General features: G+C 59.6%; 13 protein-coding genes. 8 read left to right on the top strand and 5 right to left on the bottom strand.

Annotated features, from left to right (window positions below; genetic code table 11):
- The first annotated feature begins 1 nt into the window (after position 1).
- The 6 genes from AB8B20_RS31490 to AB8B20_RS31465 all read left to right on the top strand — a co-directional run bounded on the left by AB8B20_RS31490 (position 2) and on the right by AB8B20_RS31465 (position 5,933).
- Positions 2–433 carry a GlcG/HbpS family heme-binding protein gene (locus tag AB8B20_RS31490; protein ID WP_439070993.1) on the top strand — a complete coding sequence of 144 codons (432 nt, stop codon included), beginning with the start codon at positions 2–4 and terminating at the stop codon, positions 431–433.
- A gap of 7 nt (positions 434–440) precedes the next feature.
- Positions 441–1,406 carry a metallophosphoesterase gene (locus AB8B20_RS31485; RefSeq protein ID WP_439070992.1) on the top strand — a complete coding sequence of 322 codons (966 nt, stop codon included), beginning with the start codon at positions 441–443 and terminating at the stop codon, positions 1,404–1,406.
- Positions 1,407–1,521: 115 nt separating this feature from the next.
- Complete coding sequence (gene galE, locus AB8B20_RS31480) at positions 1,522–2,535, top strand: UDP-glucose 4-epimerase GalE (RefSeq protein ID WP_439070991.1); 1,014 nt, start codon at positions 1,522–1,524, stop codon at positions 2,533–2,535.
- Positions 2,536–2,537: 2 nt separating this feature from the next.
- Positions 2,538–4,100: a hypothetical protein gene (locus AB8B20_RS31475; RefSeq protein WP_439070990.1), complete on the top strand. Its 1,563-nt coding sequence runs from the start codon at positions 2,538–2,540 to the stop codon at positions 4,098–4,100.
- Between the two features lie 142 nt (positions 4,101–4,242).
- Positions 4,243–5,235, top strand: a complete 993-nt coding sequence (locus AB8B20_RS31470; RefSeq protein WP_439070989.1) for a glycosyltransferase family 2 protein — start codon at positions 4,243–4,245, stop codon at positions 5,233–5,235.
- 14 nt (positions 5,236–5,249) lie between these two features.
- The gene (locus tag AB8B20_RS31465; protein WP_439070988.1) at positions 5,250–5,933 is read left to right on the top strand and encodes a class I SAM-dependent methyltransferase; all 684 of its coding nucleotides are present in this window, start codon (positions 5,250–5,252) and stop codon (positions 5,931–5,933) included.
- Here AB8B20_RS31465 and AB8B20_RS31460 read toward each other — a convergent pair whose 3' ends face one another.
- The 4 genes from AB8B20_RS31460 to AB8B20_RS31445 all read right to left on the bottom strand — a co-directional run bounded on the left by AB8B20_RS31460 (position 5,934) and on the right by AB8B20_RS31445 (position 9,341).
- Entirely contained in the window at positions 5,934–7,325 is a 1,392-nt protein-coding gene (locus AB8B20_RS31460) for a hypothetical protein (RefSeq protein ID WP_439070987.1), read from the bottom strand.
- A 156-nt stretch (positions 7,326–7,481) separates the two neighbouring features.
- Positions 7,482–8,261 (bottom strand): enoyl-CoA hydratase/isomerase family protein, encoded by a 780-nt coding sequence (locus AB8B20_RS31455; protein ID WP_439070986.1) that lies wholly within the window; start codon positions 8,259–8,261, stop codon positions 7,482–7,484.
- 44 nt (positions 8,262–8,305) lie between these two features.
- Positions 8,306–8,956 (bottom strand): glutathione S-transferase family protein, encoded by a 651-nt coding sequence (locus AB8B20_RS31450; RefSeq protein ID WP_439070985.1) that lies wholly within the window; start codon positions 8,954–8,956, stop codon positions 8,306–8,308.
- A gap of 106 nt (positions 8,957–9,062) precedes the next feature.
- Positions 9,063–9,341, bottom strand: a complete 279-nt coding sequence (locus tag AB8B20_RS31445; RefSeq protein WP_439070984.1) for a hypothetical protein — start codon at positions 9,339–9,341, stop codon at positions 9,063–9,065.
- A 331-nt stretch (positions 9,342–9,672) separates the two neighbouring features.
- Between AB8B20_RS31445 and AB8B20_RS31440 the strand changes: the two genes are divergently transcribed.
- Complete coding sequence (locus tag AB8B20_RS31440; RefSeq protein WP_439070983.1) at positions 9,673–9,840, top strand: hypothetical protein; 168 nt, start codon at positions 9,673–9,675, stop codon at positions 9,838–9,840.
- A 2,113-nt stretch (positions 9,841–11,953) separates the two neighbouring features.
- Complete coding sequence (locus AB8B20_RS31435) at positions 11,954–13,063, top strand: helix-turn-helix transcriptional regulator (RefSeq protein WP_439070982.1); 1,110 nt, start codon at positions 11,954–11,956, stop codon at positions 13,061–13,063.
- Positions 13,064–13,125: 62 nt separating this feature from the next.
- On the opposite strand, the gene AB8B20_RS31430 is transcribed toward AB8B20_RS31435, so the two are convergent.
- Positions 13,126–13,746 (bottom strand): hypothetical protein, encoded by a 621-nt coding sequence (locus tag AB8B20_RS31430; RefSeq protein WP_439070981.1) that lies wholly within the window; start codon positions 13,744–13,746, stop codon positions 13,126–13,128.
- Between the last annotated feature and the right edge of the window lie 44 nt (positions 13,747–13,790).

Below are 13,790 nucleotides of genomic sequence, written 5' to 3'. Positions count from 1 at the left end.
TATGGCCGACCTCACCCTCGACACAGCCCGCAAGATCATCGATGGCGCTCTCGCCAAGGTGATCGAGATGAAGTTCAAGCCGATGGTCATCACCGTGCTCGACGCCCGCGGCTGCGTAAAGGCCACCATCGCGCAGGATGGCACCAGCCTGATGCGCGGCGAAGTCGCCCACGGAAAAGCCTATGGCGCATTGGCCATGGGGCTCGGCTCGAGGGCTTTGTTCAAACGTGCCGAGGAACAGCCGTTCTTCATTGATGCCGTGAATACCATGGCGCGCGGCGCGCTGATCCCGGTGCCGGGCGGCGTTCTCATCCATGACGCATCGGGCAGCCTGCTCGGTGCTATCGGCATCTCCGGCGATACATCGGACAATGACGAGATCGCAGCCGTCGCGGGCATCGAGGCGGCCGGCCTCAAGGCCTCGACCGGCTAGATCGACATTGACTCAGCCACCGCATCCCCCGATCGACGAAAGCGCCCTACGCCCGCTGATCGACCGTATCGGGGATGCGCATGTGAATGCACGGCTGGAGATCGAGACCCATCGCGATCACCAGCTGTTCGGCCAGGGCCGCCTGTTCTTCAATCTGGAGAACTGGCTCACCGCGCCGCCGATCGTCCGCACCGCGCTGCAACTTACCGGCCTCTATGGCCGCGCCCGCCGCGAGGCCGACCGCGTGCTGGTCCGCGAGAATATCGTCGCCTCACCGCGCCTGCCCCCCGCGTTCGACGGCTTCACGATCCTGCATATCAGCGATCTCCACGTCGATCTCAGCGAGGATGCGCTGCGCCACCTGATCTCCTTCGTCGGCGATCTCGATTACGACATCTGTGTGCTGACCGGCGACTATCGCGGCAAGACCTATGGGCCGTATCAGCGCGCCACCGAAGGGGTCGGTGAACTGCGCGCGAGCCTGCGCGATCCCGTCTATGGCGTGCTCGGCAATCACGACAGCATCCGCATGACACCGGCGCTGGAAGCCATGGGCATCCGCATGATGTTCAACGAATGCGAGGTGATCACCCGCGGCGATGAGCACATCTATCTCGCCGGTGTCGATGATCCGCATTTCTATCTTGCCGACGATATCCCAAAAGTCGCGTCGCAAATTCCGGAGGATGCCTTCTCGATCCTGCTGTCGCACACGCCTGAGACCTATGCCGAGGCGGCCGAGCACAATTTCGACCTCATGTTGAGCGGCCACACCCATGGCGGCCAGCTCTGCCTGCCCGGCGGCTACGCTATCAAGCTGGAAGCCGTGCTTCCGCGCCGAATGGGCAACGGCGCATGGCGCCATGAAGGTATGGCCGGCTATACGTCCGTCGGCGTCGGCACCAGCCTGCTCCCGGTACGGCTGAACTGCCCACCCGAAGTGACGCTGCACCGGCTGAAACGCACCGGGTAATTTCTGGATAAAACCTACCAACCAAGGCGGCTATTGCCACGAACTGCCGTTTTATTAAGCTGACGGAGCTAGTCTCAATGCTCACCCGACCGCTTCCAGGCAGGACAATTCCGATATGACGGTGATGATTACAGGCGGCGCCGGCTTCATAGGTTCGCATATCTGCGTGGAACTGATCCACGCCGGTCGCAAGGTCGTGGTCTATGACAATTTCTGTAACGGCCATCCCGAAGTCATCGATCGGGTCCGGCGGATCACCGGCACGGCGCCGGAGGTCGTCAAAGGTGACGTACGCGATGTAAATACGTTGATATCAACCCTGTCAGCGCATGGCTGCAGCGCCGTCATTCACCTTGCCGGACTGAAGTCGGTTGCGGATTCCGTCAGCAAGTCGGCTGAGTATTACGATTGCAATGTGGTCGGAACGCTGAGGCTGGCGCAGGCCATGCAGCAGACCGGCGTGCGCAATATCGTCTTCTCATCGTCGGCGACCGTCTACGGCGAGCCGGAAGTGCTGCCGTTGCGGGAGGACCACAAGCTCGCACCGTTCAGCCCCTATGGTCGCACTAAAATGCAGGCCGAGGAATTGCTCATCGATATTGCCCACTCCCTGAGCCCATTGAATGTCGCGATTCTGCGCTATTTCAATCCTGTCGGCAGCCACGAAAGCGGGCTGATCGGAGAAGACCCGAATGGTGTTCCTAATAATTTGATGCCCTATATCTCGGGCGTCGCTATCGGGCGACTGCGAGAGCTCAATGTCTACGGCAACGATTACGCGACATCGGACGGCACAGGGATACGTGACTATGTCCATGTGGTCGATCTCGCGGCCGGCCATATCGCCGCCCTGGACTGTGTCGACAAGCAGAGGGTCCTTAAGGTCAATCTGGGAACCGGACAAGGCACCAGCGTGCTGGAGTTGGTTGATGCCTACGCGCGTGCGAGCGGAAAGATGATTCCTGTCACTTTTGCGCCGCGGCGCCCCGGCGATATCGCCAGCTACTACGCAAGCGTAGAGCTTGCTGCAGATGTTCTCGGATGGCGCGCAAAGCGCGGCATTGCAGAGATGTGTCGCGACGCCTGGAACTGGCAGCGGAACAATCCCGACGGCTATCTCGGCCGGTGAACATGACCACGCGGGACTTGAAGGCCATGCCTTCGCAGACGCAGGCAACATCCGACCGGTCCGCAGGAATCATCGTTTTTGTGCTGCTGACGGCAGCATCGCTTCTTCCCACAGTCCTCACTCCGATTCCGGCGATGGTGGATTATCCCAATCACCTCGCCCGCATGTATCTTCTGGCCCAGAACGGGGATCCCGGAGCCAATCCATATTACGAAGTCCGCTGGGCGCTGTATCCCAATCTCGGGATGGATTTACTCGTCCCGCGGCTAGCACAATGGGTGGGCGTCGAGAGTGCCACCCGGCTATTTCTGCTCTGCAGCCAAATATTGATTATCGGCGGCGCACTAGCCCTCGAACGAGTCGTGAAGGGCCGCGTTCAGATCGGCGGGTTCGTCGCGCTCTTGTTCCTCCACTGCCTGCCCTTCAGCTGGGGTTTTCTGAACTTCGAATTCGGTCTTGGCGTCTCGCTTTGGGGTATCGCGTTCTATCTGATGGTCATCGAGCGTTCGTTCCTGACGCGGCTCGTTGTCAACGCTTTCTTCGTCTCGGCGCTCTTCACGGTTCATTTCTTTTCGCTCGGCATCTACGGCGCAGCGATCGGTCTTTATGAGCTATGGCGCGCCCGACAACGGAGGGCGCCGTATCACGTCACCGCATTGCGACTGGTGCTTCTCGGCCTGCCGGTCGCTCTGCTGCTTCTGGTGATGCGCGCCACCGCCGGTTCTGTCGGCAGCGAGGGGACGGAGTGGCTGTTTCAGTACAAGCCGCTCTGGCTGTTTCGCATCATGAACGGCTATAATTTGACTGTGTCCGCCGCCAGCGTCCTGGTCTTAGTCATCTCGTTGTATTTCGCGTTCAAGCGCAACGTCTTGAAGATCGAACCGGTCGGCATTTGGCTCGCCGCCGGTTTTGCGCTTCTTTACCTCCTCATTCCATCGAAGCTTCTCGGCACGTCATTTGCCGATCTCCGGATTATCCCTGCCGCAATGATGATCGTTGCTGCGTTTTGCTCGCTATCGCTACCGAACCGGAAATGGTTGGCTACCGTATTGCTGGTCGTCAGCGGCGTCATCATCGCCAATCTCGCAACCGTATTTGCGGTCTGGCTCTCTTATCGCGCAGACTATGCGGCGCTGATCGCTTCGTTTCAAAAACTTGACCGCGGTTCGCGGGTACTGGTGGGGACAAGCGGCGATGGCGACGACCCCCCATTCAAAGACCTTACGCAGTATCCGATGGCCTATGCCCCGACGCTGGCCGTGCAATACGCGAATGCTTTCGTCCCCAACGTGTTCACTGAAATCGGCAAGCAGCCCATTCGTCCCCGTGCCGACATGCAGCGGCTCGCCATTCCATATGGCGGCCCCGTGCCGATGCGGCTGCTCAGCACGATTGCGGCCGGCGGTACGACAGCAGCCGTGCCGTCGTTCATCCGGAACTGGCACCGAGATTTCGACTATCTCTATGTACTGGGTCCCGCTTCGGCGAACCCGCTGCCCGGCAGACTGCAAGAGGTGGACAGGTCAGCACGATTTGTCCTGTACAAGATTGACAGGCGGCCATAGCCGCGCGGTCTGGTTCGCACCTGGGCCTGCCTGATAGAACCGCGCAAAGGCGGCTCAAGGCGCCTGATTTCAAGGCTCTTTGCAAGGCCGCCTTAACCATCAGGGTCTAGGATCCCGCCATTCAGCAGGGCGGAACTCCAGAATGGCGATTGATGGCGGGCAGATCATCTACAGCATCGTCGTGCCGGTCTATAACGAGGAGGCCGTGCTGCCTGTGTTGGTCCGCCGGCTGGGACTGCTGATTGACCGCCTTGGTGCACCCGCGGAAGCCATCTTCGTGGACGACGGCAGCAGCGACACCAGCCCCATCGTGCTGCAGGCACTCGCCAGGAGTGATCCGCGCTTCCGTTACATCGGCCTGTCGCGCAATTTCGGGCACCAGGTGGCCATCACCGCCGGCATGGACGCCGCGCAAGGCGACGCGATCGTCGTCATGGACGCGGATTTGCAGGACCCGCCTGAAGTCGTCGAACAACTGATCGCCAAGTGGCGCGAAGGCAATGACGTGGTCTATGCGCGCCGTCTGTCCCGCGCGGGTGAAAGCGCGTTCAAGCGCGCCACCGCCCATGTGTTCTATCGGGTGCTTGGCCGTATGACCTCGGTTCGTATCCCGGCAGACGTCGGCGACTTCCGACTGATCGACCGCAAGGTGTTGGACGCGTTGCGCCAGATGCCGGAGCGTGATCGCTTCGTGCGCGGTATGATCGCCTGGCTCGGCTTCCGTCAGGCCGAAGTGAGCTTCCATCGTCTCGAGCGCGCCGCCGGCGAAACCAAATATCCGCTGTTCAAGATGGCCCGGCTCGCCATGTCGGCCGCTCTCGGCTTTTCCGATGCACCGTTGCGGCTGGCGATCTGGTGCGGTCTCGCGGTGTCGGGCATGGCCCTGCTGTACGGCGCCTGGGTGTTGCTGCTGTGGATGACGAACGACCCGCATCTGGTTGCCGGCTGGTCGTCGATCATCGTTATCGTGTCGCTGCTCTGCGGGTTGAACATGCTGATGACCGGCATTGTCGGCCTTTATGTCGGGCGCATTCACGCAGAAGCGAAACATCGTCCGCTCTATGTCGTACAGAACCGCGTCGGTTTCGACCGCGATCAAAGCGAAGCATCTTACCGCACCTCGCGCAGCGCCTGACGGAGCGGATTGTCATGAGCCAGCTGTTCGACAGCTACCGCAGCAACTACCGCGACGTCGTTCAATCCTCGATCGACTTTTCCGGCCTGCCGCATAGCTTCTTCATGCGCGCAAAGGCCGATCTGCTGCGCGAATTGATCGCAGAGCGGCTTCAATCAAAAAAGCCTGACGTGCTCGATGTCGGCTGCGGCGTCGGCAGCTTCCATCCACTGCTGCGCGGCATGGTCGGCCAACTCAGCGGCATAGACGTATCCTCCGCCAGTATTGCGCAGGCACAGGTCGACAACCCCGATGTCGACTACCGGGCCTTCGACGGCAGCGTCTTTCCGTTTGCCGATGCCAGCTTCGAACTGATCACCGCGATCTGCGTCATGCATCACGTCCCGCCTGTGGAATGGGCGGGTTTCATGCGTGAAATGCGGCGCGTCGTGCGACCGGGCGGCGTGGTCTGCGTCATCGAACACAACCCGTTCAATCCGCTGACCCGTCTCGCCGTCGCGCGCTGTGAGTTCGATCGCGACGCGGTCTTGCTCGGCGCGGGCAAGACGCAAAGGATCATGGCGGGCGCCGGCTTCCACGACATCGCTTCGCGTCATTTCCTGCTGCTGCCCTGGGAAGCGAAAGCCGCGCGGCGTGTCGAAAACGCCTTCAGCGGCCTGCCGCTTGGCGCACAATACGCCGCTGTCGCCACTGCCTGATTACTTCGCCGTTGCATTCTGCCGCTTGTGGACCACCGCGACGTCGTCCCCATAGACGCGCTTCCAGTCCGGCAGCCGGTCGAGCAACGCCACCGCCGGAGTTTCCGGCTCCAGCAGCGTGGCATCTATTTTGTAATCGTCCAGCAGTTTCAAAAAATCATTCAGGTCCGCCAGCGAGAGGCTGCTGTTGTAGCGATGAAGAAATCTGCCGCCATAGAGTTCGCCGCGACCGTCGATGAACGTGGGAATTCCCGCGAAGATCAGATAGCCGCCAAACGAATAATCGTTCAGCACGCGGTTCGCCGCGGTCAGACCGGCGCCGGCCAGCGCGGCCTGCGGCGTGTTGCGTGCGGCAGGACTGATATCGCGCACCGAAGCGATCGCGGTCAGAAGGATCATGACGCCGACGGCACCGACCTGTAAGCTCCGGGCCGAGCCGCCCTCGTTGGATGCGGCCCAGCTGCGAAACTGCTGCGCGATCGGCGCAGCCAGATAGAGCGGCGCCAGCATGGCAAGCAGATCCGCGTTGCGCACCTGCGCCAGAGCAAAATGCAACAAGCCGATTATGACCAGAGACCGCACCACCGGAAGCGTCACACCGCGCGACAGCGCAAAGATTCCCGCCAGCAGCAGGATCTCAAATATCCCGATGCGGCCGAAATTCTGTGGCCGCCATTCGCCGATCCAGTTGAGCGCATCGCCAAGACCCAGCGTCGTCAGCGGCATCAACAGCGTGCCGTGCCCGTAAGGGGTCAGGCAGGATGCGGCAACAGCAAGAGCCGCGAAAGCGAACCAATGGAGCACTTCGCGAGGCCGCTCGCGGAGCTTGTCCCGTATGAGGACTTCGAGAATTGCGGGTCCGATCAACCCCAGTGCCAGGATGACGCTGCCATGGAGATTGGCCCACAGAACCAGTAGGGGTAACGCCCAGTAAGGCGGCGGTGCACGCGTATCCATGGCACGAACGAGCGCGGTCGCCCAGGTCATCATGACCGGCAGTGCCAATACATGCGGCCGCGCCAGCAGATGCGGCGCGAGAAGAACCACCACCACTGTAACGATGATCAATACCGGCTTCGCCGCAAGTTCGCGCAGCAGGAACCGGGTCAGAATCCCGACGGAAAGCGCGATGGCCGCGGCAGCGAGCGCCACGACGCCATGCCAGCCCGCATACGTATAGACCGCCCCGTAAATGACCTCGGAGAGCCATTCGAAGGCAAGCCAATGACCGCCATGCATGGAGAAGGAGAACGAGTCGGTCGACGGAATGACGCCATTCGTCAGGATCCAGCGGCCGATCGCGATATGAGAATAGCTGTCCGGATCGTTCAGCAGCTGCGGCCCGAGCGCCAGCAGCAGGCCATAGACGCACGCGCTCACCAGCAAGGGCATCGTTGCCCGCACCGGGAACTGTTTGGCTGGACTGCTGATGACCTGGTCGCTCACAAACTGCGAGGGTACGGCGACACTGTTAATTCCACTTTAAGGCTGACGATGCGCCCGCGCGCCGGCTCGATGGTCCGCCGCGGCGCGCCGCCGAGAGCCGCCCTATTTGCCTGGCCACACCGGCTTGCGCTTCTCGCCGAACGCCTTAAGGCCTTCTTTCGCATCCTCGGTCATCGACAGGATCGCGATCTGGCTTTCGGTATAGGCAATACTCTCGTCGAACGACATCGCGGCGACGGCGCGCATCGCATATTTGCCGCGGCGGATCGCGGTCGGCGACTTGTCGGTGATGCGCGCGATCAGCCAGTCGACCTTGCTGTCGAGCTCGGCCGCCGGCACCGCGTGATTCAGCAGGCCAGCGCCAAGCGCGGTCTGCGCGTCGAACGGCTCGCCGGTGATGCACCATTCGTTGACCAGGCGACGTGGCGCAATGGACTGCAGCAGCGCCAGCACCTGCATCGGAAACACGCCGACCTTCACCTCTGGCAAACCGAAGATGACGTTGTCCGCGGCCACCGCCATGTCGGTCATGCACAGCAGCCCCATGCCGCCGGCCATGCAGACGCCGTTAACGCGCGCAATGGCGGGCTTGGTGGCGTTTTGCGACAACCGCATCAGATCGGCGAGATCGCCGTTGGGCTTGGAAAAATCCATTGAGAAAGCCGCCCCCGCATTCGCCAGATCAGCGCCGGCGCAGAACGCCTTCTCACCCGCGCCGGTCAGAACGATGACGCGCACTTCCTCATCTTCATGAGCGGCGCGATAGCCATGGGCGATGCCGGCGATGACATCGCCATTCATGGCATTACGCTTCTCCGGCCGGTTGATGGTGATCCAGAGTGCGGCGCCCTTCTTTTCCAGGATTACGCTGTCATCGGCCATCGGTCTGCTCGCTTGGTTGAAGTTGATGCGGCTGGTATAGCCGCTCAGAAGCGGCGCGCCAAACCCAGCGCGTCGCCGGCGCGGTTCTCGGACTCAACCGCGCGCAGGTACCCCTCGCGCTGCTGCAATCGCGCCCAATAGGCTGTGACGCTCGGCCCGAATTGCGACGCAAGCCCGAGGCGGCTGGCCAGCATCAGCGCATAGCCGACGGAAATATCCGCGGCGGTGAAACGGCCGGCGCAGACATAGTCACTGCCGGTGGTGATGGTCTCGATCATACGCAACCGTCCGAGGAAGAATTTCGAATAGTCCTCGACCACCTGCGGATGACGTCGCTCTTCCGGCTCGAGTTTCGAATAACGCAGCACGAGTGCCTGCGGGAAGGTCAGCGTCGCCTCACCGAAATGCAGCCAGTTCAGGAACGCACCGTAGTCCGGCTCGTCGATGCCGACGGCGAGCGGCGTCGGACCGTATTTGGTCACCAGATATTGCGCGATCGCCGCCGATTCCGTCATGCGAGTGTCGCCATCGAGCATCAGCGGAATGGTGCCGAGCGGATTGATGCCGAGATATTCCTTGGCAAAAACACGCGGCGGGAACGGAAGCATCTTCAGCTCATAGGGCAGCCCGAGCTCGGCAAGCGTCCATAGCGGGCGGAACGAGCGCGCGCGGGCGCAGTGATAGAGCGTAATCATCGGGCGAGACCTCCAAGGCAGGCACGGACTGTCGCCGTGCTGCGGGCCAATGAGAAGCAGCGGCGGTGCTTCGTCAAGACTTGCCTTTTCGCTGCATGTTCTCGTGCTACGTGGTCTGGGCGAACCGGTTGCGCCTTTCCCGGTTTATGAGCGCCATCACCACGCGCGCGCTCCGAGGCTGAACCACTACGATGTCCCGCGTCCGTAGGAGCTGATGTAGCTGCACATCCTCGATCACCAGAAAAGCACCGGATTGATGGATCGCGGCAGGGCTCTCGCGCGCGGCGGCATAATCATCGACGCTCTCAAGCGTGAAAGCCGGTTGATCGCAAGTCACGGCACAGCCGAGCCTGGCGAAGTGATCGACGAGGTCGAAGAGGACCACCTGGATCGGCACACAAGTGAGTGACGGTTTGTTATGTCCGTCCGGAAACCTCGGACATCAGACTTGTATGAAGGCTCATTACCACCCCTCTCGCCGGGCACGCCCGCCCAGATCACGACCAAAAGACAGTGGCTACATAATACCTCTTCGAGTAACGCTTGAACGTGAATACTCAGTTACGCGCCCGGTTAGATCGATGGGCGCGTTGCCTTGATCATTACAAGGCGCGTAGCAGTCAATCTTGCTTCCTTACGGTGCGTTAAGCATCCGAAGACAGGCTGGGAACAATCGAAATTGACTCAACTTGTATCGGCAAGTGTGCGGGCAACAGATGACTAAGGCACAGTATCTCAGGGAACAGGCGATCCGCGCTGAACGGTTGGCACAGAACGTTCTGGATGCCGTCACCATGAAACGACTCATTCAAGCATCGCAGGACTACCGTCAGGAAGCCGATCGCCTCGAGCGACACTGCGTAAACGGCGAATTTGATCGCTGACTCAATCTCTGCCGCAAGAGTCAGCGAGGCTACGGTCTATGACGTATGTATGGAATATGCCTGTCTGATGCCCTCGGAGATGAGGCGCCTGCGTCGGCTTGGGAAGAGAACAGCAGGGGCTGGAGCGGATTGTCGCCTGCCTTGGACAATGCCACCTTCTGAACGTGCTCTTAGAACGCTCTGGGCCGGCCGAAAGCGCGAGCTTGCGGCAAGCTGCGCCGCGAATGGAAAGTGTCGATCCGGCGTGCCTGTTCGATCCTCCGCATCGATCGCGCACCTGATGTCTACAAGTCGAAGCGAAGCGATCAAGTCGTCCTTGCACACCGGATCACGACTTCGAGACGCGGATTCGCTACGGCTGTCGGCGCGTCCGCATCTCGCTGCAGCGTGACGGTCGGGCACTAATATCGAGTGCATCCAACGTCTCTGCCGCGAACGAAGCCTGCAGCTGCGGAGCAAAACGCCGAAGCGGTGGGTGACAAGCTGCGTGGCTGACTGCCGGGATGCCTCAAGATCCGTATGCGGGTAGCGTAGTACGCTCCGGCATTTTCATATCCGCGACAGGGCAAAGGACTATTTCCGACAGTTCCCGAAAAAGATGTGTACCAAACGGAGGTCGAATGCCCTGAAAGCTTGGCAGAGGAAAATAGCGTCGTCGTCGATGAGGCTAAGCGTGCAGACGAGCCGCCGTCGCCTGAATGAACAGTCAGCCTTGACGGATCTCTAAAGATTGCCTCTCGCCGCGCCAGGTCTTCCGGCTTTTCGAACGCATCGGACCCAACTTGTCAGCAGGGCGCTAAGTCATGCCAGACGCGCTTTTCGTTTCGACGATCTGCGTCTCAGCTCAGGAGCACGGCCATCGCGCCCGCGCCGACGCATCGCGGGGATGGGTCGACGCGCTGATTTTTGTAGTCCGCTGTCTCGACGAAGGAACCACGCCGGTGCACGAGCTGAGCGCTACATGCTGACAGGTCCCTGGTTATCCTATAAGGGGAATGTCCGGTCGCATTGCTCTGACCAAGATCAGCACGCCGGATGAACGACCCGGCGGGACCGGGCCCGAGCCGATCGTCGCCGCTCCGAGCCCAGACAAGCGAAATTAACGCCGCGCCTCAGCAGAAGGAGTTGTTGCATCTGAACTGCGAAGCAACGTTTGGTCTCTAATATTAATGTCAGACGCTCTTTCAATATTATTATTCTATATTCATCAGTGATCGACGCCGTGGAACGCACAACACACCTCACAAGTAAAACCTGAATTCCGAGAATAAAATAGAACTATAATCTCATTATTTCCGTTGATGGCCTTTTAAATAACAATGAGCCATCAGCCTTTCGGCGTAACCCAAACGGGCAGATTGAAACTCTAATAGCGATGAGCACGTATGTCACGAAAGGCTTCACTTTCCGACAGCGCGCGATAGTGCACATCTCATCTTGCATTCAAAGCTGACGGAGCAACCTTGCGCGTGGATCGTTGCGTCGCAAGCAATGATCGAGGCCTTCCCAAATTACGGTTCCGCCGTGCGGGATCGGGTCGTTCAATGCTCGGCGAGTAACCTTCAAAAATAAGGTTTGAAGCCGAGTGGCCTTTGAACGGCTTAACAAATCCGTGTTCGGTACTTATTCATGCGGTTGATTTCCGGTCTTCCAATGCTGTCACGAGTTGAAGAGTGCCACCGACAACTGAGGGTCTTGACCGAGCGTCGAGCGTCGATCGCTTATGAGTTCTTGCAGCTCAGGGAAGTACGGAGCGCCGTGGCTCAAGCGGAGGCACGATCACGACTACGACGGCAGCATGGTTCCGCGCGCTCATCGCGGCGAAGGCGGGCCACGTAACCCCGCCGACATCTTCAAACTCCGCAAATCCAGACCGGGTGTTCCGGAATATAACCTCGCCGAAAGCCTCGTGCGGCGACAGAGCCGGGACAGACTTCAAGGGGTAGCAGGTCGGAACCTCGGCTGATAACACGGGGCGCCCCAAGCTCACGCTTAGTTGTGTCAGTTGAGCATTGCTTGACCCTATGCGTTTCGTATGCTGCAATCAGTGTGGATGCGTTAATATTGTAAGCTTCCCTTAGTATTTTTAATTTCTCGTTGTGAGAATGCAGACTTGGATATTGCTAAGATCGAAAAGGCTTTTGCGGAGGCCGCCGTCGATCCGGCACAATGGGTCAATGCGCTCGAAATAGCGGCAATCGAAACCGGCAGTTTTGGAGCTCTTATCCTCCCTGTTTCCGGGGGAGGACCTGTTCCGGGATTGCCCTATACGGATTCGATGTCTCGAGTTGCGGAAGTATATTTTCGCGACAACTGGTTTGCACGGGACGCGCGATATCTCGGCGCACGCCATATGCAATGCCACGGCGTAGTTGACGATCTCGACATCATGGACATCGACGCGCTCCGCCGACATCCGTATTATCAGGAATTCCTAGCTCCGTTGGGCCTGCAATGGTTCGCAGGTGTCGGCATGATGGCCGGGAATGACGTTTGGTGCCTTTCCATTCAGCGCACGATGGCAAGCGGGCCATTCCCGCCGGATCAGAAACGTGATCTTGCGAGCCTTTCTGCACGCCTGTCATCCAGCGTCGCCTTGGCACGCGCACTCGGTCACGGCAGAGCGGCCGGAGCCTTGGCTGCATTTGAACTGTGCGGAACCGCTGTGGTTCTTCTCAATTCCTATGGAGAAGTTTTTCGCGCCAACCAGTGCGCTGAACGACTGTTTGGCGACGACGTCAAAATCGTGCAAAAGCGTCTTGTTTCCAAGAGTACGGTCGCAACTGCCGCCCTCGATAGGGCTCTGCGCGACCTCGTGTGGAGACGCGATTCGTCAGCCCTGGCAGCACCCATCCTCCTCCCACGCGGTCAGTACCGACCGCTGCTTGCCTGCCCGGTCAGACTTTCCAATTTCGCATCGAATATGCTTTCCGATTGCGAGTTTGCACTGGTGCTGATCGACTCTGAAAAACGCTCTCGCCCTGTCGAAATGCAGCTGCAGGCGCTCTTTCGTCTGACAAGCGCCGAGGCCAAGCTGGCCGCCCGGATCGCAGACGGCTCCGCGCTCGAGGTTGCGGCCTCAGAACTTGGGATAGCCAAGGAAACCAGCCGAAGTCAGTTGAAGAGCGTCTTTCGTAAGACAGGCACACACCGCCAGGCGGAGTTAGTGGCTCTCCTGATGCCGCTTATAAGACAACTGAATTCGGAATTACCGATGGAATAGCAGCCGACGGTCCGGTTCGTCGTCTCTCCGATTATGCCTCTAATAACGCCAACGCTCCGCGATCAGGAAGATCGGCTCGTAATCGCGAGGCTTAGCGATTTCAGCTCTGCGGACCACGCTCCACTCGCCATTACAAAGTCGCGCATGTCCTCATCAGCGAGGGGCGGTCCTCCTTGTCTGAAACCGCATACGCCAACCGTCACATCGACTGCAGCGCGCGGAGACCCCAGCCACAACGGCTTGAATGTCGATTGGAAGACTTCATAAGAAAGCTGGATTGAAACGTTGACAAAAGGCGACGCCCCGCTGGATGCGTCACCGCCATGAAACTCCACCGCCGCTCGGGTGGTGTCGGCGGATACAACGTACAGAAATGCTTTTTGGGCTCGTCCTAGAAACTGTTCGCCTTCAAAGCCGTATACATTCCGACTTCCAAAAGACATCTCTCCCGAAATCCCAAACCTGGTTGCGGAGGTCTCCGTCAGACTCACCGGCCTCAAAGTCGGCATCTCGATATAATTGGTATGCCGGACATATAGTTCAGGGCTGATCTTCTCGCCGCCGGCTAGCCAAACATTGTCAAAATCCGTGATCGTACGTAACACCAGATCTTCGCTTGTCCCGCGCAGATATTGAATAGTGCCGTCAAGCTCCAGGTCTCCCCAACGCTCGTGATCGCTCATAAGCAGCAGCCTGCTTCCATCGAGGCGACTGCGCGAAACTCCCT

The organism is Tardiphaga sp. 866_E4_N1_4 (assembly GCF_052076075.1).
GTDB classification, from domain to species: domain Bacteria; phylum Pseudomonadota; class Alphaproteobacteria; order Rhizobiales; family Xanthobacteraceae; genus Tardiphaga; species Tardiphaga robiniae.
The sequence above is the reverse complement of the archived record's forward strand: the minus strand, read 5'-3'. Positions and strand labels throughout refer to the sequence as shown.

What these genes read in the sequence shown, in the direction of transcription:
- AB8B20_RS31490 (WP_439070993.1), top strand. Translation starts at nt 2, where the DNA reads ATGGCCGACCTCACCCTCGACACAGCCCGCAAGATCATCGATGGCGCT.
- galE (WP_439070991.1), top strand. Translation starts at nt 1,522, where the DNA reads ATGACGGTGATGATTACAGGCGGCGCCGGCTTCATAGGTTCGCATATC.
- AB8B20_RS31475 (WP_439070990.1), top strand. Translation starts at nt 2,538, where the DNA reads ATGACCACGCGGGACTTGAAGGCCATGCCTTCGCAGACGCAGGCAACA.
- AB8B20_RS31470 (WP_439070989.1), top strand. Translation starts at nt 4,243, where the DNA reads ATGGCGATTGATGGCGGGCAGATCATCTACAGCATCGTCGTGCCGGTC.
- AB8B20_RS31465 (WP_439070988.1), top strand. Translation starts at nt 5,250, where the DNA reads ATGAGCCAGCTGTTCGACAGCTACCGCAGCAACTACCGCGACGTCGTT.
- AB8B20_RS31460 (WP_439070987.1), bottom strand. Translation starts at nt 7,325, where the DNA reads ATGCCCTTGCTGGTGAGCGCGTGCGTCTATGGCCTGCTGCTGGCGCTC.
- AB8B20_RS31455 (WP_439070986.1), bottom strand. Translation starts at nt 8,261, where the DNA reads ATGGCCGATGACAGCGTAATCCTGGAAAAGAAGGGCGCCGCACTCTGG.
- AB8B20_RS31450 (WP_439070985.1), bottom strand. Translation starts at nt 8,956, where the DNA reads ATGATTACGCTCTATCACTGCGCCCGCGCGCGCTCGTTCCGCCCGCTA.
- AB8B20_RS31440 (WP_439070983.1), top strand. Translation starts at nt 9,673, where the DNA reads ATGACTAAGGCACAGTATCTCAGGGAACAGGCGATCCGCGCTGAACGG.
- AB8B20_RS31430 (WP_439070981.1), bottom strand. Translation starts at nt 13,746, where the DNA reads ATGAGCGATCACGAGCGTTGGGGAGACCTGGAGCTTGACGGCACTATT.